The 24,515-nt window shown below is 71.6% G+C and carries 20 protein-coding genes; 12 read left to right on the top strand and 8 right to left on the bottom strand.

Features of this window, described 5'->3' with window-relative positions; all coding sequences use genetic code 11:
* Window positions 1-43 precede the first annotated feature (43 nt).
* Window positions 44-1,033: an aldo/keto reductase gene (locus OHA73_RS24580; RefSeq protein WP_266718763.1), complete on the top strand. Its 990-nt coding sequence runs from the start codon at window positions 44-46 to the stop codon at window positions 1,031-1,033.
* Window positions 1,034-1,318: 285 nt separating this feature from the next.
* Here the strand turns inward: OHA73_RS24580 and OHA73_RS24575 are convergent, their stop codons facing one another.
* Complete coding sequence (locus tag OHA73_RS24575) at window positions 1,319-2,659, bottom strand: MFS transporter (protein ID WP_267069634.1); 1,341 nt, start codon at window positions 2,657-2,659, stop codon at window positions 1,319-1,321.
* 133 nt (window positions 2,660-2,792) lie between these two features.
* A complete protein-coding gene (locus tag OHA73_RS24570; RefSeq protein WP_266712648.1) occupies window positions 2,793-3,230 on the bottom strand; it encodes a MarR family winged helix-turn-helix transcriptional regulator in 438 nt (145 codons plus the stop codon).
* Window positions 3,231-3,407: 177 nt separating this feature from the next.
* On the opposite strand from OHA73_RS24570, the gene OHA73_RS24565 reads away from it, so the two are divergent.
* Window positions 3,408-3,596 (top strand): ribbon-helix-helix protein, CopG family, encoded by a 189-nt coding sequence (locus tag OHA73_RS24565; protein WP_266712647.1) that lies wholly within the window; start codon window positions 3,408-3,410, stop codon window positions 3,594-3,596.
* 7 nt (window positions 3,597-3,603) lie between these two features.
* On the opposite strand, the gene OHA73_RS24560 is transcribed toward OHA73_RS24565, so the two are convergent.
* A complete protein-coding gene (locus tag OHA73_RS24560) occupies window positions 3,604-5,058 on the bottom strand; it encodes an NCS2 family permease (RefSeq protein WP_267069635.1) in 1,455 nt (484 codons plus the stop codon).
* A gap of 240 nt (window positions 5,059-5,298) precedes the next feature.
* Between OHA73_RS24560 and OHA73_RS24555 the strand changes: the two genes are divergently transcribed.
* Both OHA73_RS24555 and OHA73_RS24550 read left to right on the top strand, forming a co-directional pair.
* Window positions 5,299-5,583 carry a DUF2530 domain-containing protein gene (locus tag OHA73_RS24555; RefSeq protein WP_266712643.1) on the top strand — a complete coding sequence of 95 codons (285 nt, stop codon included), beginning with the start codon at window positions 5,299-5,301 and terminating at the stop codon, window positions 5,581-5,583.
* Window positions 5,584-5,613: 30 nt separating this feature from the next.
* Complete coding sequence (locus tag OHA73_RS24550) at window positions 5,614-8,031, top strand: HAD-IC family P-type ATPase (protein ID WP_267069636.1); 2,418 nt, start codon at window positions 5,614-5,616, stop codon at window positions 8,029-8,031.
* A 98-nt stretch (window positions 8,032-8,129) separates the two neighbouring features.
* On the opposite strand, the gene OHA73_RS24545 is transcribed toward OHA73_RS24550, so the two are convergent.
* Window positions 8,130-11,333, bottom strand: a complete 3,204-nt coding sequence (locus tag OHA73_RS24545) for a sacsin N-terminal ATP-binding-like domain-containing protein (protein ID WP_327656138.1) — start codon at window positions 11,331-11,333, stop codon at window positions 8,130-8,132.
* Between the two features lie 207 nt (window positions 11,334-11,540).
* Window positions 11,541-12,470, bottom strand: a complete 930-nt coding sequence (locus OHA73_RS24540) for a DUF3027 domain-containing protein (protein ID WP_327656137.1) — start codon at window positions 12,468-12,470, stop codon at window positions 11,541-11,543.
* A 302-nt stretch (window positions 12,471-12,772) separates the two neighbouring features.
* Between OHA73_RS24540 and OHA73_RS24535 the strand changes: the two genes are divergently transcribed.
* From OHA73_RS24535 to OHA73_RS24520, 4 genes are all read left to right on the top strand, one after another.
* A complete protein-coding gene (locus OHA73_RS24535) occupies window positions 12,773-14,179 on the top strand; it encodes an MFS transporter (protein ID WP_443063122.1) in 1,407 nt (468 codons plus the stop codon).
* A gap of 79 nt (window positions 14,180-14,258) precedes the next feature.
* Window positions 14,259-14,735, top strand: a complete 477-nt coding sequence (locus OHA73_RS24530; RefSeq protein ID WP_266712636.1) for a DUF2771 domain-containing protein — start codon at window positions 14,259-14,261, stop codon at window positions 14,733-14,735.
* Complete coding sequence (locus OHA73_RS24525) at window positions 14,705-15,403, top strand: futalosine hydrolase (protein ID WP_266712634.1); 699 nt, start codon at window positions 14,705-14,707, stop codon at window positions 15,401-15,403. Before OHA73_RS24530 ends, OHA73_RS24525 begins: the two co-directional genes overlap by 31 nt.
* Window positions 15,400-16,272 (top strand): 1,4-dihydroxy-6-naphthoate synthase, encoded by an 873-nt coding sequence (locus tag OHA73_RS24520; protein WP_327656136.1) that lies wholly within the window; start codon window positions 15,400-15,402, stop codon window positions 16,270-16,272. The genes OHA73_RS24525 and OHA73_RS24520 overlap by 4 nt, the downstream gene beginning before the upstream one ends.
* Before the next feature lie 19 nt (window positions 16,273-16,291).
* On the opposite strand, the gene OHA73_RS24515 is transcribed toward OHA73_RS24520, so the two are convergent.
* Window positions 16,292-16,675: a cold-shock protein gene (locus tag OHA73_RS24515; protein WP_323179557.1), complete on the bottom strand. Its 384-nt coding sequence runs from the start codon at window positions 16,673-16,675 to the stop codon at window positions 16,292-16,294.
* A 207-nt stretch (window positions 16,676-16,882) separates the two neighbouring features.
* Here OHA73_RS24515 and OHA73_RS24510 point away from each other — a divergent pair, with 207 nt between their 5' ends.
* Window positions 16,883-17,143, top strand: coding sequence for a hypothetical protein (locus tag OHA73_RS24510; RefSeq protein WP_266712630.1), 261 nt, complete (start codon window positions 16,883-16,885; stop codon window positions 17,141-17,143).
* On the opposite strand, the gene OHA73_RS24505 is transcribed toward OHA73_RS24510, so the two are convergent.
* Window positions 17,122-17,772: an HAD family hydrolase gene (locus OHA73_RS24505; protein WP_327656135.1), complete on the bottom strand. Its 651-nt coding sequence runs from the start codon at window positions 17,770-17,772 to the stop codon at window positions 17,122-17,124. The two genes, OHA73_RS24510 and OHA73_RS24505, sit on opposite strands and share 22 nt — an antisense overlap.
* Window positions 17,773-17,829: 57 nt before the next feature.
* Between OHA73_RS24505 and OHA73_RS24500 the strand changes: the two genes are divergently transcribed.
* Window positions 17,830-18,792: an iron-siderophore ABC transporter substrate-binding protein gene (locus tag OHA73_RS24500; RefSeq protein WP_327656134.1), complete on the top strand. Its 963-nt coding sequence runs from the start codon at window positions 17,830-17,832 to the stop codon at window positions 18,790-18,792.
* 27 nt (window positions 18,793-18,819) lie between these two features.
* On the opposite strand, the gene OHA73_RS24495 is transcribed toward OHA73_RS24500, so the two are convergent.
* Window positions 18,820-19,881: a hypothetical protein gene (locus OHA73_RS24495; protein ID WP_267069641.1), complete on the bottom strand. Its 1,062-nt coding sequence runs from the start codon at window positions 19,879-19,881 to the stop codon at window positions 18,820-18,822.
* Window positions 19,882-20,269: 388 nt separating this feature from the next.
* Here OHA73_RS24495 and OHA73_RS24490 point away from each other — a divergent pair, with 388 nt between their 5' ends.
* Window positions 20,270-22,726: a helicase C-terminal domain-containing protein gene (locus OHA73_RS24490; RefSeq protein WP_327656133.1), complete on the top strand. Its 2,457-nt coding sequence runs from the start codon at window positions 20,270-20,272 to the stop codon at window positions 22,724-22,726.
* Between the two features lie 64 nt (window positions 22,727-22,790).
* The gene (locus OHA73_RS24485; RefSeq protein ID WP_327656132.1) at window positions 22,791-24,434 is read left to right on the top strand and encodes a DNA repair helicase XPB; all 1,644 of its coding nucleotides are present in this window, start codon (window positions 22,791-22,793) and stop codon (window positions 24,432-24,434) included.
* Window positions 24,435-24,515: the final 81 nt, after the last annotated feature.

The raw sequence follows: 24,515 nt of genomic DNA, 5'->3' as shown, positions 1-24,515 counted from the left end.
TCCTCTTGCGTGGAGCGGACTCGAAGGGGTTCGCTTGGCGCCCATGGAATACACGCAGTTGGGACGTACTGGGCTCAAGGTCAGTCGGCTCGTTCTCGGGACGATGAACTTCGGGCCGCAAACGGACGAAGCCGCCAGCCACGGCATCATGGATGCGGCGCTCGACGCAGGTCTGAATTTCTTTGATACCGCGAACGTATACGGGTGGGGCGAGAACAAGGGCCGTACCGAGGAGATCATCGGCACCTGGTTCGCCAAGGGCGGCGGGCGGCGCGACAAGACCGTGCTCGCCACCAAGGTGTTCGGGAACATGGGCGGCGACGGTCCGGTCTGGCCCAATCACGACCACCTCAGCGCGGTGAACATCCGGCGGGCCGTGGACGCCTCCCTGAAGCGGCTGCAGACCGACTACATCGACATCTACCAGTTCCACCACATCGACCGCCGCACTCCCTTCGAGGAGATCTGGCAGGCGATCGACGTGCTGATCCAGCAGGGCAAGATCCTGTACGCCGGGTCCTCCAACTTCCCCGGATACAAGATCGCCCAGGCCAATGAACTGGCTGCCCGCCACGGCCGCGTCGGCCTCGTCAGCGAGCAGTGCCTCTACAACCTCGCCGAGCGCCGCGCCGAGATGGAGGTCATCCCGGCCGCGCAGGACTACGGCCTGGGCGTCATCCCGTGGTCCCCGCTGCACGGCGGGCTGCTCGGCGGCGTGCTCAAGAAGGAGAGCGAGGGCAAGCGCAGGTCCCAGGGCCGCTCCGCCTCCGCGCTGGAGAACACGAAGGTGCGCGACCAGGTCCAGCGGTACGAGGATCTGTTGGACAAGCACGGGATCGAGCCCGGCGAGGCAGCGCTGGCCTGGCTGCTCACCCGGCCCGGCATCACGGGCCCGATCGTCGGCCCGCGCACGCAGGAGCAGCTGGACTCGGCGCTGCGCGCGGTCGAGCTGGAGCTGAGCGAGGAGGTCGTGTCCGGCCTGGACGAGATCTTCCCGGGTCCGGGTCCGTCGCCCGAGGCCTTCGCCTGGTAATCGGCCCCGCCGGTACGCGGCGGCCGCCGGTCGACTACTGGCCGACGGCCGCCGCGACAGCCACGACGACGAACATCAGCACGAGCACACCGGCCATGATCCGGTTACGGGTCTTCGGGTCCACGTCAACGAGACTAACGCGTGTCCGTGAACTGCCGTCCGGCGACCTTCTCGTAGCGCGGCCGTCGGCTCCGGCACGGCCCCTGCTCTTAAGCCCCTGCGCCGTTGCGGTCCCGGGTCGCTGCCCCGGACCCCGCTGCTCAATCGCCGCAGGGGCCTAAATACTTACGCCGCCGCCGCCAGCTCACGCGGCACGAACTGCACGTGGCGTTCGCCGCGGCGCAGGTCCACCTTGAGCCGGAGGTTCGCCGCGCGGGCCAGCATCAGGCCGACGCCGACCGCCGCCGCCGCGCAGATCGCCCCGGCGAGCGCGAAGCTGACCCGTACCCCGTACTGGTCGGCGAGCCAGCCGAAGAGCGGGCCGCCCAGCGGCGTACCGCCGGTGAAGACCATCATGAACAGGGACATGACGCGGCCCCGCATCTCCGGGTCCGTGCCCATCTGGACATAGGAGTTGGCGGTCACGTTCACCGTCAGTCCGAGGATGCCGAGCAGCACGATCAGCGGGGCGAACGCCCAGACGCCCGGCGCCCACGCCGCCGCGACCTCCAGGACACCGAAGCCGATCGCCGCGCCGACCAGGACCCGCAGACGGGTCGAGCGGCGCCGGGCCGCGAGCAGCGCGCCGGCCAGCGAGCCGATCGCCATGAGCGTGTTGAACAGGCCGTACTGGCCGACCCCGCCGTGGAACACGTCGTCCGCGTACGCGCTCAGCCAGATCGGGAAGTTGAAGCCGAAGGTGCCGACGAATCCGACGAGGACGATCGGCCAGATCAGTTCGGGGTGCTGGGACACATAGCGCAGCCCCTCCTTCAGCTGGCCCTTGCCGCGCGGCGCCCGCTTGGTCTCGTGCAGCTCGTGCGTGCGCATGAGCATGAGGCCGGTGAGCGGGGCGAGGAAGGACAGGCCGTTGGCGAGGAACGCCCAGCCGGGGCCGACGGCGGCGGTCAGCGCGGAGGCGACGGCCGGGCCGATGAGGCGGGCGGACTGGAAGTTGGCCGAGTTCAGGGAGACCGCGTTGCGGACCTGGTCGGGGCCGACCATCTCGGACACGAACGACTGCCGGGTCGGGTTGTCGACGACCGTGACGAGACCCGTGAAGAAGGCCGCGAGGTAGACGTGCCACACCTGGACGTTGCCCGTGAGGGTGAGCGCCGCGAGGAAGAGGCCGGACAGGCTCATCGCGCCCTGCGTGCAGAACAGCAGGTTGCGCTTGGCGAACCGGTCGGCGATCACACCGCCGTACAGGCCGAAGAGCAGCATCGGGAGGAACTGCATGGCCGTCGTCACGCCGACAGCGGCGGAGGATCCCGTGAGGGAGAGCACCAGCCAGTCCTGGGTGATGCGGGCCATCCAGGTGCCGGTGTTGGAGACGACTGCCCCGCTCGCGAACAGCCGGTAGTTGCGTACCTTCAGGCTGGCGAACATCGAGGGCTTACGTGGGCGGGCGTTCGGGTCGTGGGCGGCTGGTGCGGGGGCGGAGTCTGCTCCGGATCCCGTACTCAAAGTGGGTTCGCCTCCTCGGCGGTCGTCCTGCGTGGTCGTCGGCTCGGTCGTGCTGTCGTGCTTGGTCGTCGTGTTCGGTCGTGTCCGTCGTACTAGGTCGTGCCTGTCGTGCTCGTCGTGCTCAGAGGCGTGCTCAGAGGTGCGCGAGCTTCTCCAGGACGGGTGCGGCCTCGCGCAGCTTGGCCCAGTCGTCCTCGTCGAGCCCCTCGGCGAGGTTCGCCAGCCAGGCGTTCCGCTTGCGGCGGCTCTCCGCGAGCATGGTCTCGGCCCGCTCGGTCGAGGTGACGACCTTCTGCCGGCGGTCCTCGGGGTGAGGCTCCAGCCGGACCAGTTCCTTGGCCTCGAGGAGCGCGACGATTCTGGTCATCGACGGCGGCTGCACATGCTCCTTGCGGGCCAGCTCACCCGGCGTCGCGGAGCCGCATCCGGCGAGCGTGCCGAGCACCGACATCTCGGTAGGACTCAGCGATTCGTCGACCCGCTGGTGCTTGAGTCGACGCGACAGGCGCATCACTGCGGAACGCAGGGAGTTCACGGCGGCTACATCGTCGCCATGGGAGAGGTCTGGCATGTTCGTTAGCGTAACTCATTACTGTGTCTAACGACTACCAGGGGGGCGCGTCGGGTCAGTGATCCCGACCACGCGTGCGCCCGCGCAGGGGGCTGCAGAAAAGTTTCATCACCCATATGAGTGAGCCGGATGCGGAAAGTGACGCAACAGGTCAGGGGTGCCCGCAACCCTGTCCGTATGGGATCGACAGTGCTCAGTCTGCGGATCGACGGTGAGCTGCTCGACCGGCTCAAAGTGCATGCCGCGAAAAGAGGAATGAGCGTCCAGGACTATGTGGTCCGGACGCTCATTCGGGACGACTTCGACGAACGCTTCAAGACTGCCGTCGAGGAGACGGAGCGGTTCTACGGAGACGTGACTACGTAGGGCCGCACTACGTAAGGCCGAGTGCCGGCATCAGGTAGTAGAAGACGAACACGGCGGAGACGGCGTACATCGCGGCCGGCACCTCCTTGGCGCGGCCCGCGACCACGCGCAGCACCGTGAAGCTGATGAAGCCCATGCCGATGCCGTTCGTGATCGAGTACGTGAACGGCATCATCAGCATCGTGATGAACGCGGGAATGGCGATCGTCCAGTCGTCCCAGTCGATCTCGCGGATGCCCCCGGACAGGATCAGGAAGCCGACCGCGACGAGCGCGGGCGTCGCCGCCTGGGACGGGACCATCGTGACGACCGGCGTGAGGAACAGCGCGACCGTGAACAGCAGGCCGGTGACCACGTTGGCGAGGCCCGTACGGGCGCCCTCGCCGACACCGGCCGTGGACTCCACGAAGCAGGTGGTGGCCGAGGACGACGAGGCGCCACCGGCGGCGACGGCGACACCGTCGATGAACAGGACCTTGTTCATGCCGGGCATCTGACCCTTGTCATCGGTCAGGTGCGCCTCGTCGCTGATGCCCATGATCGTGCCCATCGCGTCGAAGAAGCACGACAGCAGCACGGTGAAGACGAACAGAATGCCGGTGAGGATGCCGACCTTGTGGAATCCGCCGAACAGGCTGACCTGTCCGATGAGCGAGAAGTCCGGGCTCGCGACCGGGTTGCCGGGCCAGGACGGCACGGTCAGGCCCCACGAGGCCGGGTCGATGTCCGCGATGGCGTTGATGATCAGCGCGACGACCGTCATGACGACGATCGCGAGCAGGATCGCGCCCGGCACCTTGCGCACGAGCAGGGCCAGGGTCAGCAGCACACCGAGCACGAAGACCAGGACCGGCCAGCCCATCAGGTGACCGCCGGTGCCGAGCTGCAGCGGCACCGTGGTCTGCGCGGCGTCCGGCATGCGCGTCACGAAGCCGGAGTCGACGAGGCCGATCAGCAGGATGAACAGGCCGATGCCGATCGCGATGCCCTTGCGCAGGCCGTACGGCACCGCGTTCATGACCCGCTCACGCAGACCGGTGGCGACGAGCAGCATCACGACGAAGCCCGCGAGGACGACCATGCCCATCGCGTCCGGCCAGGACATGCGGGGCGCGAGCTGCAGGGCGACGACCGTGTTCACGCCGAGGCCCGCCGCGAGCGCGATCGGCACGTTGCCGATGACGCCCATGAGCAGCGTGGTGAACGCGGCGGTCAGCGCGGTCGCCGTCACCAGCTGGCCGTTGTCCAGCTGATGCCCGTACATGTCCTTCGCGCCGCCGAGGATGATCGGGTTCAGCACGATGATGTAGGCCATCGCGAAGAACGTGGCGAGGCCGCCACGGATCTCACGCGGGATGGTCGAGCCGCGCTCAGTGATCTTGAAGTAGCGGTCGAAGCCGTTCTTCGGGGCCGGCGGCGGCGAGTCGTTGACATCGACCGGGGTGGTGGCCGAAGTGGACATGGATGACCTCAGCGGTATTCAGCAGTGAAATGCGGGCGGGGTGCGTGATCGAGTCTGGTGGTCGTGTGGTCACCTGCGGGTTACCCCGACGTTTCCGCTGGTGTTTCATACGAACATAAGTGGCCAGTCTCAGGCTGTTTCAGTATGAACATATGAGGCCGAATTTGCTATCTCCGCGCGTAGACCCTTGCGGTGCGGGGCTTGTGCCGGGTTGTCGTCGGGTCCTCGTAAGCTGTGCACATGGCGAAGTGGATCCCGAAGCACGAGGCACCCGAACCCCTTGAGGGGCCCGTGGTCGCCACCATCACGGGTGGCACGATCCTCTGGTTCGTCCTCTTCCTCGCGCAGTTGCCGTTCTACGGGTGGTTCGAGGACCGTGGGATCACGTGGTGGGTGTGGTGCTGCCTGGCCGGCGCCGGTCTCGGCCTGATCGGGATCTGGTACGTCCGGGGGCGCGACGCCGCGCTCAAGCGGGCCGCCGCCGCGGCGGTCACGGACCGTGAGGCTTCCACACCCGAGGGGTAGACCCCCTAAATCGCCCGTACCGTCGTTTTCATGACGGATATCGACGCGGGGGCCGAACTCGATCCGGGCCACCCGGCGCCGACGCCGTCACGGCCCTCCGGCCTCACCCATGCCGAGGTCGCCGAGCGCGTCGCACGCGGTGAGGTGAACGACGTACCCGTGCGCAGCTCGCGGTCCGTGACGGAGATCGTGCGCGCCAACGTCTTCACCCGGTTCAACGCGATCATCGGCGTGCTCTGGGTGATCATGCTCTGCGTCGCACCGATCCAGGACAGCCTCTTCGGCTTCGTGATCCTGGCCAACACCGGCATCGGGATCATCCAGGAGTGGCGGGCCAAGCAGACCCTGGACTCGCTCGCCGTGATCGGCGAGGCGCGGCCCACGGTGCGGCGCGACGGGGTCGCCGTCGGCGTCCCCACCTCCGAGATCGTGCTCGGGGACCTCATCGAGATCGGGCCCGGCGACAAGATCGTCGTGGACGGGAGCTGCGCCGAGGCCGACGGCCTGGAGATCGACGAGTCGCTCCTGACCGGCGAGGCCGACCCGGTCCTCAAACAGCCCGGCGACGAGGTCATGTCGGGCTCCTTCGTGGTCGCGGGCGGCGGCGCGTTCACCGCGACGAAGGTCGGGCGCGAGGCGTACGCGGCGCAGCTGGCCGAGGAGGCGAGCCGGTTCACGCTCGTCCAGTCCGAGCTGCGCTCCGGCATCTCCACGATCCTCAAGTACGTCCAGTGGATGATGATCCCGACCGCGCTCGGCCTGATCATCAGCCAGCTCGTGGTCAAGGACAACGACATCAAGGACTCGATCGCGCGCACCGTCGGCGGCATCGTGCCGATGGTCCCCGAGGGCCTCGTCCTGCTCACCTCCGTCGCCTTCGCGATCGGCGTCATCCGGCTCGGCCGCCAGCAGTGCCTGGTGCAGGAGCTGCCCGCGATCGAGGGCCTGGCCCGCGTCGACACGGTCTGCCTCGACAAGACGGGCACGCTCACCGAGGGCGGCATGGACGTCACCGAGCTGCGCCTGCTCGGCGACAGGGCCGGGGACGAGACGCACGAGGCGAACGAGGCATACGTACGGAAGGTGCTCGGCGCCCTCGGCGAGTCCGATCCGCGGCCCAATGCCTCCCTCCAGGCGATCATCGACGCCTACCCGGACAGCGAGGACTGGCGCTGCACCGAGGCGCTACCGTTCTCCTCCGCGCGCAAGTACAGCGGCGCCGCCTTCAGCGAGGGCGACGGGACGGGCAGCGCGTGGCTGCTCGGGGCGCCGGACGTGCTGCTGCCTGCGGGCGACCCGGCGCTCGCGGCGACCGAGGAGCTCAACCTCCAGGGGCTGCGGGTGCTGCTGCTCGCCCGCGCGCCCGAGGGGCTCGAGGGTGAGGGCGTCGTGGAGGGCGCCGAACCGACCGCCCTCGTCGTCCTCGAACAGCGGCTGCGCCCCGACGCCGGGGACACGTTGCGCTACTTCGCCGAGCAGGACGTGCGGGCCAAGGTCATCTCCGGTGACAACGCGGTGTCGGTGGGGGCCGTCGCCGCGAAGCTGGGTCTTGAGGGGCGGGCCGTCGACGCGCGGACGCTGCCCGAGGACCCGGAGGAGCTGGCCGACGCGCTCGACGACGGCACGGTGTTCGGCCGGGTGACGCCGCAGCAGAAGCGGGACATGGTGGGCGCGCTCCAGGCGCACGAGCACACGGTCGCGATGACCGGCGACGGCGTCAACGACGTGCTGGCGCTGAAGGACGCCGACATCGGCGTGTCCATGGGCTCGGGCTCCGAGGCCACCCGCGCGGTCGCCCAGATCGTTCTCCTGAACAACTCGTTCGCGACGCTGCCCTCGGTGGTCGCGGAGGGCCGCCGGGTCATCGGGAACATCACGCGTGTGGCCACGCTCTTCCTCGTGAAGACCGTCTACTCGGTGATCCTCGCGCTGCTCGTGGTCTGCTTCCAGGTGGAATACCCGTTCCTGCCAAGGCACTTGACGCTCCTGTCCACCCTGACGATCGGCGTCCCCGCGTTCTTCCTGGCCCTCGCGCCGAACAAGGAGCGGGCCAGGCCGCACTTCGTACGGCGAGTGATGCGGTACGCGATTCCCGGCGGGGGCGTCGCCGGGATCGCCACGTTCGCGATGTACCTGATCGCCCGGCACTACTACGCGGGTTCGGGCGCGCTCGCCGCGGAGACCAGCTCGGCGACGCTGACACTCTTCCTGATCTCGATGTGGGTGCTCGCGATCGTCGCCCGGCCGTACACGTGGTGGCGGGTGGGCCTTGTCGCGGCGATGGCGTTCGGCTTCCTGCTGGTGCTGGTGGTGCCGTGGCTGCAGGAGTTCTTTGCGTTGAGGTTGGTGGGATCGGTGATGCCGTGGACTGCCGTCGGGGTGGCGGTTGTTGCGGCGTGCGTGTTGGAGTTCTTGTGGCGGTGGGTGGGGCGCAGGTTTCCGGCATAAGTGTGTTGCGGCCGCGGGGCTCTGCCCCGGACCCCGCGCCTCAATCGCCGGCGGGGCTTAATAGATCCGTCGCCGGCAGGGCTTGATAGGCCGCGCGGCTAGTCGAACCAGCGGTCGCGGGCCAGTTCCTCCGTGCGGGACGGGTCCTCCAGGAGGGCTGCTACCTCGAAGCGCCGGGGCCACTGGCCCGACGCCCAGGCGAGGCCCGCCGCGACGCCCTCGAGTGTCGCCGCGTGCACCACACCGTCGGACGCCCGGCACCAGTCGACTTCGACGTCGGAGACGTACAGCTCCTCGTGCTCGACGTACGACACCGGGGTCGCGGGTCCGAGCAGGACGCGCACGGGTTCGGGGACGTCGTGCACATCGCCGCCCTCGACCACCCCGGTGCCCACGGCCTCACTCAGGCGCCGCACTTGGAACAGCTCCGCGAGGTGCGCGGCCTTCGACGGGGTGACCGGGAGGAGCGCGCGGCCCTCGGTGAGCGGGATGAGGTCGGGGGCGTCGGCGACGAGGGCGTCACGGGCGTCGACGATCACGACCTCCCCGTCCCGTACTGCGCGCAACTCGTCGGGCAGGGTGACCTGTTCGGGGTCGAGGTCGGCCAACTTGCCGTAGAGGGCGTGGAGTTGTGCCGAGTCGACCGGGCGGTCGGGGTCGGCGAGGCGGTCGAGGAGTTCCGCGGCGCCACCGGGCTCGTCGAGCAGCGCGGCGACGGAGGTGCGGACGCCGAGGGCGCGCAGGACCTGCTCGTCGTCGAATCCGGCCGCGTCGGCGGGCTCGTACAGGCCGACGAGCAGCGGGTCCCCGCCCTCGGCGCGCAGGCCGGCCGGCTGGCGCCCGTCGAGGACCGGGTTCCCGCGCAGCCACCAGGCCGTGTACGGGCGGACCAGCTCATGGGTGCCGTCGGGCAGCAGCACGCGGACCGGCTGGGTGAGGGCGTCCCGCAGCGGCGGCTGCGAGAGCAGCGCGAGCGCCTGCGGCCAGCGGCCCTCGTCGACCAGGTCCAGATCGCGTACGGCGGTCACCTCGTTGGCGACCGGCGGGACCGGGGTGTCGGGCAGCCGGTCGAGGACGTCCTCGCACCACACGTCGACGGCGTCGAGGAGCCCGGCGTCGTCCGGCTCGGGGAAGTCGCTCTCGCGCGGGTCGAGTTCGTCGGGGTCGAGGACGACGTCGGTGGCGCGGACGAGCGCGAAGGTCGCGAGGACGCCGCAGGCCGCGAGCGGCCCCTGCCCCCAGCGCTCGGCCAGCTCCCCGTCCACGAAGGGCAGTTCGTCCTCGCGCAGCACCTCGGCGATCGGGCTGCCGGGGAGCAGGAGTTCGGCGGCCGGGGCGAGTTCGCCCTCGTCGTCGGTGAGGGCGAGCGCGCCGAGCCACGGTTCGTCGCCCACGTCGAGGTGGGCGTCGCGTACGAGGGTGAGGACGACGTCCGCCAACTCGTCGGCGTCCAGGGTGGTTTCGTCGTCCCAGGCGGACGCCTCGTCGTCGAGGGACGCGGCGACCGCGGCGCGCACCTGCGGGGTCCGCAGGACGGCTCGCGGGGTGGCGGGCAGGGCGCCCAGCTTCTCCAGGAGCGGGTGGGCGGCGTCGGCGTGCGCGACCTTGAGGCCGAGCCGGGCGAGCGCATCACCGGGGACCGTGGAGGCCTCTGCGGTGGGGAGCAGCACCTGGCGCGGGCCGATGGTGGTGCGGCCGCCGGCGAGCGGAACGGGCAGTCCGCTGAGTCGGTCCGGGTCGACGCCGGCGAGGGACTCGTACAGCCGACGCCACCAGCCGGGCTCCTTCTCGAGCCCCGCCAGGCGGTCGACCGCCTCGGTCAGCGGGACGCGGGCGACGCCCAATGTCCGCAGTTCCACGCGTCGTTCGAGGCCCGCGGGCAGCAGGCTGGGCAGCACGTCGGCGAGGACCTGTACGGTGTCGGCGCCCGCGCCCTCGACGACCTCGGCGTCGCGGGGCTTGAGGGAGGTCGGCCGGTCGTCCTCGGGGTCTCCCGGTTCGATCGCCGGGGGCAGGAAGGCGGTGCGCGGCAGCCGCTCCAGCACGGCGGCGCGCAGGGCCCCGTCCAGCTCGCTCCGGCCGAGGGGTCCGGGCACGAGGTCGAGGATGCCGGTGCCCACGGGGCTCCAGTCGCCGAGCAGTTCCGCGTACGCGTCGGCGGCGCGCTCGGTGAGGTAGTCGGTGAGCGGGCCGGGGGCGACGTGCCGGCGTGCCGTGTCCAGCGGGAACGAGGCGATGAGCAGGGCGGGCACGCCGAGGGCCTCGTCGCTGGGGGTGGGCGCGTACAGCACGGGTTCGCTGCGCGGCCTCTGCGGCGCCCCGTCGGCGTCGACCGGCACGGCCCAGGTCACGGCCCAGTGCGGCCGCAACCGCTCCTCGACGGGCCGATCGGCGAGAAGGGCGGCGTCGAGAGGGCCGGTGCGGGTGACGGTGCGGTACCGGTTTTCAAGCCCCGCCGGCGGGTGGGCCAATTCAAGCCCCGCCGGCGATTGAGGCGCGGGGTCCGGGGCGGAGCCCCGAGGCGTCACCCCCGTGTCCGTGATCACGACATAGGGCGCCTCATCCGAGCGACGCAAGGTCCGCACACCCGACTCCGTCGTGATCACGACCTCCGTCAACCCCGGCAGAGCAAGGAGGAGCGTGTCGTCCACACCCTCGAGCAACCGCGCGGCCAGCGCCTCCGCCGCGCCGTCCCGCAACGGAAGGATGACCACCGTGTCGTACGAATCAGGCGCGGAGCCCTCCGCCGCGAACGGCAGCCTCAGGAGCGGCACATGCCCGTCCCGGCGCCGGAGCTCGTCGCCGAGGTCCGGGCTGCGCAGCGCCGTGTCCGACGCGGCGAGCCGCGCGTCCGTCAGGGACCAGCGCACACCCCCGCTCCGGCCGACCACCGCGGGCTCGTCGGAGACGGCGAGCACGGCCGCGAAGCCGACGCCGAACCGGCCCACCGCGCCGCTCGTGTCCTCCCGCTTCGCGGAGGCCCGCAGCGTGGACAGCGATTCGACGCCCGCCTCGTCCAGGGGCGCGCCGGTGTTGGCGGCGGCGAGCACGCCGTCCTTCAAGGTGAGCGCGAGGCGGCCCTCGACGCCGGCCCGTGCGGCGGCGTCCGCGGCGTTCTGCGCGAGTTCGACGACGAGGCGGTCGCGGTAGCCGCCGAGTGCGAGGTCCTCCTCGGCGTTGGCGTCCTCGCGGAAGCGGGCGGCGCTGCCGGACCACGCCTGGAGCACGGTGTGGCGCAGGCGCGCGGTGTCGAAGGGGTCGACGCCCTCCGGTGCGGGGCGCGCGATTCTGCTGACGCTCACGGGTGACTCCTCTGGGCGGCGTGGTCGTGATCGGCCGAACCGTATCGCGCAGGGTTCCCCGTGCTGCCGTGAGCATGCAGCCGTGCCGGGGTTGACGTCACGGGGCTCCGCCCCGGACCCCGCGCCTCAAACTCCCCCAGCTAACGCTGGGAGGTGCCCCCTGCGGGGCTGGATTTGGTCACCCGCCCCCGGAAGCCGAAATGCAGCCTACGAGTGCCCCAGGTCCTCGTCCCCGTTGCCGGAGGCGATCGCTCCGACCGAGCCCGCGTCCGGCTCCACGCGGAGCGGGAACGTGTCGACCACCGTCTCGTCGATCACCGGAGGTGCCGGCCGCGGGGCCTTCGGCATGACGGCCGCCTCGGAGTGGCCACCGCAGCCGTACGACAGGGAGACGACCCGGCCGTCCGCCGGGGAGAACTCGTTGGCGCAGACGCCGAAGGCCTGGCCGAGCGAGCCGCCGATCTTCGCAAGGAAGCCGCAGGAGACGCAGGTGGCGGGGGCCGCCTGTGCCATGGGGGTCTTCGCCCCGAAGGAGTCCTCCCAGCGGTCGGCCGCGACATGCAGCCCGTACCGGGAGAGCACCCTCTCGCGGCGCAGGCCCAGCTCCTCGGCGACCGCGGCGATCGAGCCACGGGTGGGCGCGACCGGCAGCGTGCCCACCGGGCCCGCTGTGATCTCGACGTCCTCCGCCTCGACGAGCTCCGCCATGTCGTCCGAGACCGGAGAGTTCGGCGGCGGCGTGTCCTCCCCGGTGTAACCGGGCTCCAGGCGCAGATCGTCGGACTCGGTCGGCAGCAGATCGCCGGGGCCGAGGTCGCCGGGGCGCAGCCGCTCGCTCCACGGCACCCACTCGGGGGCCAGGAGGGCGTCGGGCCCTGGCAGCAGCACGACCTCGTCGAGCGTGACGTACTTGGCACGGGAGGCGCGGGCCACGGTGGCCGCCCAGCGCCAGCCCCGGTAGCCGAAGTCTTTGCACTCGAAGAGGTGCGTGACGACGCGGTCGCCCTCGACCACCGTCTCGACGTGCTCGCCGACCACACCGGGTGCCGCGGCCTCCTCGGCCGCTGCCCGGGCGATGTCCACCGCCTCCGCGCACAGACGGTCAGGGGTGCGGCTTCGCGTTGTCGCTGCGCTCACAGGTATCGCTTCTCTCCTACGCCGTCTCACGAGTGCGCCGTCCTGTGTGCGGGAGCGCGGACGGAGCGGACCGGAGGGCCGCGTCGACGTCCGCACCCGACGAACCGGGCGCGCCTACGCCATCCATTCTGCGGGATGGCCGAGAGGCGCGCGGCCGAGAACAACCGCCGCGGGCGCGCTACGCACGCTACCTCCTCTGGCGCCCTGGGCCCACACCGACGTACGAGGCGCACCTGGCCGGAAAGCCGACCAGCGTGTCCATAACGGCACTAGTACGCCCTCATAAGGGGCACCATTGCTGGGTGGCTGCCGGTAGGTCGTCGTTCAAGTCGTCGTCGGGTTCGTCGTCGCGCGCGTCGGACGCGCCGAACCCCCTTCGCAAAATCGGCCGTGCCCTGCACCTCCCTTTCACCGGCACCGCACGCGGTATCCGCAAGGCGACGCACGCGCACGGTGCGGGCGAGTCGGGGCTCGGAAAGCTCATCGAGCTGCACGCGCTGAACGGCGCGGGCGACGTCATGATCACGGTCGCCCTCGCCTCGACGGTGTTCTTCTCCGTGCCGACGGACGAGGCGCGCGGCCGGGTCGCCCTGTATCTCGCGATCACGATGGCGCCCTTCACACTCCTCGCGCCCGTCATCGGGCCGCTGCTCGACCGGCTGCCGCACGGGCGGCGCGCCGCGATGGCCGCGTCGATGCTGGCGCGGGCGCTGCTCGCCCTCGTCCTCGCGGGCGCCGTGACGGGCGGCGGGCTCCAGCTGTACCCGGCGGCGCTCGGCGTCCTCGTCGCGTCGAAGGCGTACGGGGTGGTGCGCTCGGCGGTCGTCCCACGCCTCCTGCCACCCCGCTTCTCCCTGGTGAAGGCGAATTCGCGGGTCACGCTCGGCGGGCTGCTCGCCACGGGCGCGGCGGCGCCTGTCGGGGCGGGGCTGCAGGCGCTCGGGCCGCGCTGGCCGCTGTACGGGGCCTTCGTGCTGTACGTGTGCGGGATCTTCCTGTCGTACTCGATGCCGCACAAGGTGGACTCGGCGCGGGGCGAGAGCAAGGCGCTGCTCGCGGCGGACGAGGAGCATCTGCACGGGCCGGCGCGGACCAGGGCCCGCAAGCCGGGCCTGCGGACGGTCGGCCCGGCCGTCACGCACTCCCTCGCCGCGAACGCCACGCTGCGCTGTCTGTCCGGCTTCCTGATCTTCTATCTGGCGTTCCTGCTGCGCGAGCATCCGCTGTCCGGGCAGAGCGCGGCCGTCTCGCTCGGGATCGTGGGCGTGTCGGCGGGGGCGGGGAACGCGCTGGGCACGGCGGTCGGGGCGTGGCTGAAGGCGCGGGCCCCTGAGGTCATCATCGTGACGGTGCTCGCGGTGGTGCTCGGCGTGGCCGTCCTGTCCGCCGTCTTCTTCAGCCCGCTCATGACGGCGTGTCTGGGAGCGGTCGCCGGGTTCGCGCAGGCGCTGGCCAAGCTGTCCCTCGACGCGACGATCCAGCGGGACGTCCCGGAGGCGGTGCGCACCTCGGCGTTCGCCCGCGCGGAGACCTTGTTGCAGATGGCGTGGGTGGTGGGCGGCGCGATCGGGATCGCGCTGCCGCTGAACGGGGTGCTCGGGCTGAGTGTCGCGGCGGCCATCGTGGCGGCGGGCTGGCTGGCCACGGTGCGCGGGCTGCTGTCGTCGGCACGCCACGCCGGGCCCACGAGCCGGGCACGCGTGGCGTAGGCACTGCCTTCAAGGCGCAAACGCGACACCCGCTCCCCCACTCGGAGCGGGAGCGGCGCCGCCAGATAGCCTTCCGCCTATGACCTCCCAGCGTTTTGTTGCGCGCCACCGCCGCGCCGTTGCCGCCGTCGGTGCCGTCGGCGCCGGGCTCCTCGTCCTCTCCGCCTGCGACAAGCCGACGCCGCTCGCCACCGTCACGGTGGACCGCAACTCGGTGAACTCCGAGGCCAGCTGCTACAACGACGGCGACCCGCTGAAGCCGACCGAACTGCAGGGCTGCCTGAAGGACAAGGACGCCAAGTCCATCAAGGTGGACCCGGACGCCACGGTCCGCTTCGGTGTCGACCCGGAGATCGCCGACAAGGGCTGGACGCTCCTGATGAACGGCCAGCCGCTCACGGACTCCAGCAAGAAGACCTACCGCACGGTTCCGGGCAGCGTCTTCTTCAACCAGCAGTACGGCGCCTCCGGTTCCGCGACCACCGTCACGATCCTGTCGGGCGGCAACTCCAAGGCGTACGGCCTGTGGTCGTTCAAGCTCGAGAAGGACAGCTGACGAATACCGCAGCCCCCGCACACGTACTGATCGCCACCGCCGTCCCGGCCGAACGGGACGCGGTGGCGGGCGCGCTGCACGATCACCCCACGCTTGACGTCGTAGCCGTCGGGGTCGGACCCGCCGCCGCGGCCGCCGGCACCGCGACCGCGCTCACGAAGGCCGAACTCGCGGGCAGCCCGTACACGCTGGTCGTCTCGGCCGGCATCGGCGGCGGCTTCACGGCCGCCCCCGGCGCGGTCCTGGTCGCGGACGCGATCACCGTCGCCGATCTGGGCGCCGAGACCGCCGAGGGCTTCGTCCCCGTCACCGAACTCGGTTTCGGCACCGTCACCCACACGCCCCCGGAGTCCCTCGTAAGGGACCTCGCGTCGGCCGCCTCCGCCACGGTCGGCACCGTGCTCACCGTCTCCACGGTGACCGGCACCGCCGATCGCGCCGCGCTGCTCGCGCAGCGCCACCCCGGCGCCGTGGCCGAGGCGATGGAGGGCTTCGGGGTCGCAGAGGCCGCCGCCGCGCACGGCGTGCCGGTGGCGGAGATACGCGCCGTCTCCAACGCCGTCGGCCCCCGCGACCGCGACGCCTGGCGTATCGGTGACGCGCTCGCCGCGCTGGCCTCCGCCTTCGGGAAGACCGCGCCCGTACTGGAGAGTTGGAAGAACACATGACCGACACCGCAGCGGGGGCCGAGCCCACCCGCATCGCCTTCTCGCCCTGCCCGAACGACACCTTCGTCTTCGACGCCTGGGCCCACGGCCGCGTCCCCGGCGCGCCCGCGCTCGACGTGACCTTCGCCGACATCGACATCACCAACGGCGTCGCCGAACGCCGCGAGGACGCCTACGAGCTCCTCAAGGTGTCGTACGCGGTCCTGCCGTACGTCCTCGACGACTATGCGCTGCTGCCGTGCGGCGGCGCGCTCGGGCGCGGTTGCGGACCGCTCGTCCTCACCCGTGAGCCGGGCGTGGACCTGTCCGACAAGCGCGTCGCGGTGCCGAGCGAGGCCTCCACCGCCTACCTGCTGTTCCGGCTCTGGGCCGCGGACGTGGTGCCCGGTGGCGGCGTCGGCGAGATCGTCGTCATGCCGTTCCACGAGATCATGCCCGCCGTGCGCGACGGCAAGATCGACGCCGGACTCGTCATCCACGAGGCCCGCTTCACGTACCAGAACTACGGCCTGCACAAGCTCGCCGACATGGGCGAGCACTGGGAGGCCACGACGGGCCTGCCGATCCCGCTCGGCGCGATCATCGCGCGGCGCTCGCTGGGCGCCGAGAAGCTGCGCTCCTACGCGGACGCCGTGCGCACGTCGGTACGGATGGCCTGGGACGACCCCGAGGCCAGCCGCCCGTACGTCATGGCGCACGCGCAGGAGATGGACCCGTCCGTCGCCGACCAGCACATCGGCCTGTACGTCAACGAGTTCACGGCCGACCTCGGCGAGGACGGCTACGCGGCGATCCGCGGTCTGCTGACCCGGGCCGCCGCGGAGGGCCTGGTCCCGGCGCTCGCGCCGGACGCGCTGTCCTTCCCGTAGGAATCGTGGGGTGCGCGGCTCAGACGTCCAGCTGGTCCGCCACCGCCCGCAGCAGACCGGCGATCTTCGCGCCCGCGGCCTTGTCCGGGTAGCGGCCGCGCTCCAGCATCGGGGTGATGTTCTCCAGCAGCGTCGTCAAGTCCTGGACGATCGAGGCCAGTTCGTCCGGCTTGCGGCGCTGTGCCGCCGCGATCGAGGGTGTCGGGTCCAGGATGGTGACCGAGAGCGCCTGGTCGCCGCGCTGTCCTGCGACCACCCCGAACTCGACCCGCTGGCCGGGCTTGAGGGCGTCCACGCCTGCGGGAAGTACGGAGGAATGCACGAAGACGTCGCCGCCGTCGTCGCGGGAGAGGAAGCCGAAGCCCTTCTCGCTGTTGAACCACTTGACCTTGCCGGTAGGCACGTGAAGTCCTCGTCCTCGTACTAGAAGAAAACGCTGGGATAAAGCGGCTGGATAGCAGGACAGCGGGCCGTGGTCCGACCCGCCGTCACCAAGACTATTGCTCCCGGGGCCGGTGACAAGATGTCGCCCGAGGGTTCGCTCGCTGGTCCGTGCTGGTCTGTGCCTGGCCCCTGTTTGTCTCTCTGCGCTGGGAACTACCCTTGCTGGGTGCGCGACAAAACCCAAGCCAATTCCGCGGTGGCCGAGACCGGCCCCGGCGACGGCCTCGTGAAAGCAGGCGGCATCGTCTTCATCGTGGGGGCGATCGCCACCCTCGTCACGATGGCGCCGCTGTTCCTCCACACCGACCCGTTCCCGACGATTTCCTATGCCGTGTGCATGCTGATGGGCGTCGGGTTCGTCATCGCCGCGGCCGGAGTGCTCCGCGGCGTCGCGGCGCAACGCCGTCAGGCGCGCTCGGCGACGTAACCCTCCAGCCAGGCCGGGAACTCGGTCAGGTCCTTCAGCACCACGTCGGCGCCCGCCGACCGCAGTTCGGCGGCGTCGCACGGGCCTGTCGTCACGCCCACGGACAGGGCGTTCGCGGTGCGTGCCCCGCGTACGTCGCCGACATGGTCGCCGACGTAGACGCTCGCGCCGTGCTCGCGCAGCGCGTGGCCCTTGCCCTCGGCCCACAGGTTGCCGATGACGGCGTCCGCGTCGATGCCGAGGTGCGCCAGGTGCAGCTTGGCGTTCGGCTCGTACTTCGCGGTGACGACGATCGCCCGGCCGCCCGCCGCGTGCACGGCGGCTATGGTCTCGCGCACGCCCGCCATCGCCGGCGTCGGCTCGATCGCGTATGTGGGATACATCTCACGGAAGCGGTCGACCATCGCCGGGATCTGCTCCGGCGGGCACCAGTTCGCCAACTCGTCGGTCAGCGGCGGGCCCAGGCGCGACACGACCAGGTCCGCGTCGACCTGCACCCCGGTCTCCTCGGACAGCGCGACCCAGGTGGCACGGATGCCGGGCCGGGAGTCGATCAGCGTCATGTCGAGATCGAAGCCGACGGTGGGGCCGGTGGGCGTGGGGTCTGTGTGAGGAGCCATGAGGATCATTCTGCCTGCACGCCGACGGCTTCCCCGCAGGCGATCCCAGGGGCACCATGGGCCCCCATGAACCACACCCGCCTCGCCCTCGGCGCCGCCCTCGTCCTCTCGCTCACCCTGTCCGCATGCAGCTCGGACGACGGCGGGGGCGCCGCCAAGCCCGCCGCCAAGGCCTCCGGCAGCCACACGGTCGGCACCGCGATGGGCGACGTCAAGGTGAAGAACCTCCCCGAGCGCGTGGTCGTCCTCAACACCGCCGGGCTCGACTCGGCGATCACGCTCGGCGTGCGGCCCGTGGGAGCCACCCGGGCCGGCGGTGAGCAGGCCCTCCCCGCGTACCTGCCCGCGTCGAAGACCAAGAGCATCGCCGAGGTCGGCGAGCGGAACAGTCCCGACCTGAAGAAGATCGCCGCGCTGAAGCCCGACCTGATCATCGGCGACAAGGCCCACGACGGCCGGCGCTACGAGCAGCTCGGCGCCATCGCCCCCACCGTCCTCACCGGGGCCGCCGACTACGCGTGGAAGCGGAACTTCCTCGTGCACGCCGACGCGCTCGGCGAGAAGGCGCGGGCCCGGCAGGTGGCGGCCAAGTACAAGACCCACGTCGCCGCCGTCACCAAGGCCGTGGGCGGGGCGGGCGCGGCGGCGCGGACCGAGGTCAACGTCGTCCGGTTCGTCGCGGGCTCCGACATCCGCATCTACGGCAGGCGGACCCCCACCGGCACGATCCTGTCCGACGTGGGCCTCGGCCGCCCCGCGATCACGGACCAGGCTCGGGGCGGCCTCTCGTACGACGTGGGGCCCGAGCAGATCGGCAAGGCGGACGCGGACGCCATCTTCACGTCCACGTACGGCAATCCGGGCCTTGCCAAGGTCGCGGAGGCGACCACGAGCGGCCAGTGGCGCGGCATCAGGGCGGTGCGGGACAGCCGGGTCTACAACGTCGGCGACGGACTGTGGGCGGACGGCGTCGGCTACACGGCGGCCGACCAGATCCTCTCGGAGCTCCAGTCGGACCTGGCGCGGTAGGGCGAGGGAGCCTTATTCGGGGGGGGGCTAGAGCCGGGGTGAGCGTGCCCGCCACACCAGGTAGAGCGCCGAGGCGAACGCCGCGCACCGCAGCACCCACGGCCACGTCTCGTCGAGCGCGCCGCTCAGCCTGCCGCCGGGGATCGGGTCGCCCCACCGCCCGTCGCCACGCCCCCACAACCAGACGATGCCGGTGAGCGCGGCGAGCCCCGGCAGGCCGAACACCGCCAACTTCTTCTGCCCGATGGTCAGCTGCCGGGACAGGTAGATGACGGCCCAGCCGAGCAGCAGCACGAGGATGTTGCCGAGTACGGCGCCGACGACCAGGGCGAGGGCGGCGAGCAGCAGGAAGGGCTGGTTGAAGGAGCGGCCGAAGGAGGCGCGGGGGACGCGGGCGGCCGTGCGGCGGGGCCGGAACCGGAGGCGGGGCCTGGCGGTTCCTGGCTCCGCGCCCTCGACGCCGTCGTCCTCTTCGTCGTCCTCGTCCTCTTCGTACGCGTACTCGTCCTCGGCCCTGGCCCTGGCCGGTTCAGGGAGTGGGCGTTTGCGGAGGTCGGGGCCGCGGCCCGCGCCGGGCGGCTTGAGTATGTCCGGGATCTCTATGCCGCCGACGAACCCCGGCACGTCGTCGACCTCGGTGCCCGGTATGCCGCCCCCGGCGCGCCACCAGTCGGCGGCCTCGAGCGTGCCCAGTTCGTCGGTGCCGGCGAGGTGTACGGGGGTCGGGCCATCGTCCGCGTCCACGGGTGGCTCGTCCGGCGCGGCCTTGCGGCGTACGCGGGCCTTCGGCACGATCCGGCCGAGCGTGCCTCTGCTCTGCTCGGGTTCGTCGCCCGCGGGGCCGAAGTCGTAGGTGCCGTCGCCGTCCTTCGCGCCGGCGACGATCTGGTCCGGCGTGCCGATCCGGCCGATCAGTCTGCGTACGGCGGCCGGGGTTTCGGCGCCGCCCGCTGCGCGGCGTCGGTCGATCTCGGTGCGCAGGTCTGCGACGAGGCGCATGCGGGTCGACGACGGCAGTTGCCGTGACTGGGCCAGGTCTCCGACCTTGCTCAGGTAGTCGAAGACGATCTGATCACTCTCGATCCCCACGAAGTCCCCTCCGGGGTGGCGCTGTTGACGTGTCGACGGTATCGCGAACGGGTTCGGTCGTCCGTCCCCCGGTCACGGGGCTCTGCCCCGGACCCCGCGCCTCAATCGCCGGCGGGGCTATAAATAGCGACCCCCGCCGGGCTCAAAATGTCCTGTCCCGCCGGGCTCGAGCCATCAAGTCCCGTCGGGCTCGAGATATCTGGGCCCGCCGGGATCGATCCATCACCCCCCGCCGGGCTCGAAATATCTGGGCCCGCCGGGATCGATCCATCAAGTGCCGCGGGGCTTGATCTATCAAGCCCCGCCGGCGATTGAGGCGCGGGGTTCGGGGCGGAGCCCCGAGGGTGGAACGGCGGTGCTGCGGGTTCGGGCCGCTACCGTGGGTGGGATGAGCGACGAGCAGACGACCGCGGCAGCACCCCGCTCCCTCGCGGAAGCGCTCCGCGCGCGCGACGACGGGTCCCTCGCAGCACTCCTGCGCGCCCGCCCCGATCTGCTCGGTCCCGTGCCGAACGACATGACGCAGCTCGCCACCCGCGCCGGCACCCGCGCCTCGGTGATCCGCGCGCTCGAGCGCCTGGACCGGTACACGCAGCAGGTGGCGCAGGCCCTCGCGGTGGCCCCGGACCCGACGACGTACGGAACGCTGGAGACCCTCCTCCCCGGCGAGGACTCCGCCGCCGCGCTCCCCCGCGCTGTCGCCACCCTCCGCGGTCAGGCCCTCGTCTGGGGCGGCGACGACGACCAGCTGCGCCTCGTCCGCACCGCCCGCGAACTGCTCGCGCCCACCCCGCAGCACCCGTCCCCGACCGGCCTCGGCCCGACCGTCGCGGAGGTCACGTCCGGGATGTCGCCGGGGCGTGTGCAGGAGATCGTCGGGGCGGCGGGCCTGCCGTCGACGCACGACCCGGTGTCGGCCGTGGCCGCGCTCACCGCCCTGTTCACCGACCCGACCCGTATGTCGGCGCTGCTCGACGACGCGCCGGCCGAGTCCATCGACGTACTGAACCGGCTGGTGTGGGGTCCGCCGTACGGCCAGGTCACGGCCCAACCGGCGGCGCACCTGCGGTGGTTGCTCGACCGCGGTCTGCTCGTGCCGACGAACCCCGGCACCGTGGTGCTGCCCCGCGAGGTGGCGCTGCATCTGCGCGGCGGCCGCGCCCACCGTGGCCTCGAACCGCTCGCGCCTCCCGTACGGGAGAAGGCGACGCACCGTCCACAGGTTGTGGACGCCGCGGCGGCGGCCGAGGCGTACACGGCGGTGTCGACCGTCGAGGAGCTGCTGAAGGACTGGGACGAGGGCGGCCCCGCCGTGCTCCGCGCGGGCGGCCTCAGCGTCCGCGACCTCAAGCGCACCGCCGTCGCCCTCGACAGCACCGAGCCGACCGCCGCCTTCTGGGTCGAACTCGCCTACGCGGCAGGCCTGTTGGCCTCCGACAGCGAGGCCGACGAGCGCTACGCCGCGACGCCCGCGTACGACGAGTGGGTGCTGCTGCCGCCCGCCGAGCGCTGGGAGCGGCTCGCGGCGGCGTGGCTGCCCGCGACCCGCACGGCGGGCCTGGTGGGCAGCCGGGACGGCAAGGACAGAACGCTGTCCGCCCTCGGCCCGCACCTGGACCGTTCGGCGGCTCCCGAGGTACGGGGCCGGGTCCTCGCCCTGCTGCTCAGCGAGCTGCCGGAAGGGGCCTCCCCCGACCCCGACTCCGTGATCGAACGCCTCACCTGGGAGCGTCCGTCCCCCGCCGCCCTCGACCTGCGCACCCGCCTCGCCCAGTGGACGCTGGCCGAGGCCGAGCTGCTCGGCATCACCGGCCGCGGCGCGCTCTCGGCGCACGGCAGGACGCTGCTCCGGTCCCCGGACGACGACCACGCCACCCCGCACCCCCTCACCCCCGCCGAAGCGGCCCTCACCGCCGCCCGCGCCGCGAAGATCCTCGCGCCGCTGCTGCCCGAGCCGCTCGACCACGTCCTCCTCCAGGCCGACCTCACGGCGGTCGCGCCAGGACCCCTGGAGCGCCCGCTCGCGGACGCCCTCTCCGTACTCGCGGACATCGAGTCGAAGGGCGGCGCCACCGTCTACCGCTTCACGCCGGGCTCGGTGCGCCGCGCGCTCGACTCCGGCCGTACGGCGTCCGACCTGCAGACCTTCCTCGCCCAGCACTCCCGTACGCCCGTCCCGCAGCCCCTCGCCTACCTCATCGACGACGTCGCCCGCCGCCACGGCCATCTGCGGATCGGCGCGGCCTCCGCGTACGTGCGCTGCGACGACGACGCCGTGCTCGGCGAGATCATGGCGGACAGGCGGTCCGCGCCGCTGCGCCTGCGCCGCCTCGCGCCGACCGTCCTCGCGGCGCAGGCCGACCCGGGCACGCTCCTCGAAGGCCTGCGCTCCATGGGCTTCGCCCCGGCCGCCGAGACCCCCGAGGGCGACGTCCTGATCGCCCGCGCGCACGCCCACCGCACCCCGCCCCGCACCGCGCCCGACCCGATCCCCGACGGCCCGCCGCTGCCCGACGACACCCTCATCGACGCGGCGCTGCGGGCGATCCGCGCGGGCGACGCCGCCTCCACCGCCCCGCGCAAGCAGGCCCCGGCCCACCCCGGCAACGGCGAGCTGCCGCGCACCGGATCCGCCGAGACCCTCGCCACGATGCAGGCGGCGGTCCTCACCGGTGAGGCCCTCTGGATCGGCTACGTCAACGCGGAGGGCGCCGCGAGCCAGCGCGTCATCGCCCCCGTCCGCGTCGAGGGCGGCTTCGTCACCGCCTACGACCACACGGCCGACGAGGTCCGCACCTATCCGCTGCACCGGGTGACGGGGGTGGCGGAGCTCTCCGAGCAGTGATGCCCCGCGCTTGCCGGGATGCGGCACACTGGACGTTTGGCCCGTGCGGAAGGGATGTACGTACGTGAACGGTCCACTCATCGTCCAGAGCGACAAGACACTGCTCCTCGAGGTCGACCACGAGAGGGCCGACGCCTGCCGCCGATCCATCGCCTCGTTCGCCGAGCTGGAGCGGGCTCCCGAGCACATCCACACCTACCGGGTGACGCCGCTCGGGCTGTGGAACGCGCGGGCCGCCGGGCACGACGCGGAGCAGGTCGTGGACGCGCTGGTGGAGTTCAGCCGGTACCCCGTGCCGCACGCGCTGCTCGTCGACATCGCCGAGACGATGGACCGCTACGGGCGGCTCACGCTCAGCAAGCACCCGGCGCACGGGCTCGTGCTCACGAGCACCGACCGTCCCGTCCTGGAGGAGATCCTCCGCTCGAAGCGGATTCAGCCGCTGGTCGGCAACAGGATCGACGCCGACACCGTCGCCGTGCACCCCTCCGAGCGCGGCCAGATCAAGCAGACGCTGCTGAAGCTGGGCTGGCCGGCCGAGGACCTCGCCGGGTACGTGGACGGCGAGGCGCACGAGATCGCGCTCGACGAGGCGGAGTGGTCCCTGCGCCCGTACCAGAAGCAGGCCGTGGAGAACTTCTGGCACGGCGGGTCCGGTGTCGTCGTCCTCCCCTGTGGCGCGGGCAAGACGCTCGTCGGTGCCGGGGCCATGGCCGAGGCGAAGGCGACCACGCTGATCCTCGTCACGAACACCGTCTCGGCCCGCCAGTGGAAGCACGAGCTGGTGCGGCGGACGTCGCTGACCGAGGAGGAGATCGGCGAGTACAGCGGTACGAGGAAGGAGATCCGCCCGGTCACCATCGCCACGTACCAGGTCCTGACGACGAAGCGGAAGGGTGTGTACCCGCACCTTGAGCTCTTCGACTCCCGCGACTGGGGCCTCGTCGTCTACGACGAGGTGCACCTGCTGCCCGCACCGGTCTTCAAGTTCACGGCCGACCTCCAGGCGCGCCGCCGCCTCGGGCTCACCGCCACCCTCGTACGTGAGGACGGGCGCGAGTCCGACGTCTTCTCGCTCATCGGCCCCAAGCGGTTCGACGCTCCGTGGAAGGAGATCGAGGCGCAGGGCTACATCGCGCCCGCCGACTGCGTCGAGGTCCGCGTGAACCTGACGGACTCCGAGCGACTCGCGTACGCCACCGCCGAGGCCGAGGAGAAGTACCGGTTCTGTGCGACGACGGCCACGAAGCAGAAGGTGACGGAGGCGCTGGTCCGCAAGCACGCGGGTGAGCAGACGCTCGTCATCGGCCAGTACATCGACCAGCTCGACGAGCTGGGCGAGCACCTGGACGCGCCGGTCATCAAGGGCGAGACGACGAACGCGGTGCGCGAGAAGCTGTTCGAGTCGTTCCGCCAGGGCGAGATCAGCGTGCTGGTCGTGTCGAAGGTCGCGAACTTCTCGATCGACCTCCCCGAGGCGACGGTCGCGATCCAGGTGTCCGGCACGTTCGGCTCGCGCCAGGAGGAGGCGCAGCGGCTCGGCCGTGTGCTGCGGCCGAAGGCGGACGGGCACGAGGCGCGCTTCTACTCGGTCGTCGCCCGCGACACCATCGACCAGGACTTCGCGGCGCACCGGCAGCGCTTCTTGGCTGAGCAGGGGTACGCCTACCGGATCGTCGACGCGGACGAACTCCTGGCGGAGAGCTGACCCGTCGTCCTACCGGGAACCGGCGCCCCACGCCACGGGGCTCCGCCCCGGACCCCGCGCCTCAATCGCCGGCGGGGCTTG

This window comes from Streptomyces sp. NBC_00483, assembly GCF_036013745.1.
In the GTDB taxonomy this organism is placed as follows: Bacteria; Actinomycetota; Actinomycetes; order Streptomycetales; family Streptomycetaceae; genus Streptomyces.
This window is presented reverse-complemented; position numbering and strand designations above follow the sequence as displayed.

Excerpts from the sequence above, each read along its gene's own strand:
- OHA73_RS24580 (WP_266718763.1), top strand. The coding sequence starts at position 44 with ATGGAATACACGCAGTTGGGACGTACTGGGCTCAAGGTCAGTCGGCTC.
- OHA73_RS24570 (WP_266712648.1), bottom strand. The coding sequence starts at position 3,230 with ATGCCAGACCTCTCCCATGGCGACGATGTAGCCGCCGTGAACTCCCTG.
- OHA73_RS24565 (WP_266712647.1), top strand. The coding sequence starts at position 3,408 with ATGGGATCGACAGTGCTCAGTCTGCGGATCGACGGTGAGCTGCTCGAC.
- OHA73_RS24560 (WP_267069635.1), bottom strand. The coding sequence starts at position 5,058 with ATGTCCACTTCGGCCACCACCCCGGTCGATGTCAACGACTCGCCGCCG.
- OHA73_RS24555 (WP_266712643.1), top strand. The coding sequence starts at position 5,299 with ATGGCGAAGTGGATCCCGAAGCACGAGGCACCCGAACCCCTTGAGGGG.
- OHA73_RS24550 (WP_267069636.1), top strand. The coding sequence starts at position 5,614 with ATGACGGATATCGACGCGGGGGCCGAACTCGATCCGGGCCACCCGGCG.
- OHA73_RS24530 (WP_266712636.1), top strand. The coding sequence starts at position 14,259 with ATGACCTCCCAGCGTTTTGTTGCGCGCCACCGCCGCGCCGTTGCCGCC.
- OHA73_RS24520 (WP_327656136.1), top strand. The coding sequence starts at position 15,400 with ATGACCGACACCGCAGCGGGGGCCGAGCCCACCCGCATCGCCTTCTCG.
- OHA73_RS24505 (WP_327656135.1), bottom strand. The coding sequence starts at position 17,772 with ATGATCCTCATGGCTCCTCACACAGACCCCACGCCCACCGGCCCCACC.
- OHA73_RS24500 (WP_327656134.1), top strand. The coding sequence starts at position 17,830 with ATGAACCACACCCGCCTCGCCCTCGGCGCCGCCCTCGTCCTCTCGCTC.
- OHA73_RS24490 (WP_327656133.1), top strand. The coding sequence starts at position 20,270 with ATGAGCGACGAGCAGACGACCGCGGCAGCACCCCGCTCCCTCGCGGAA.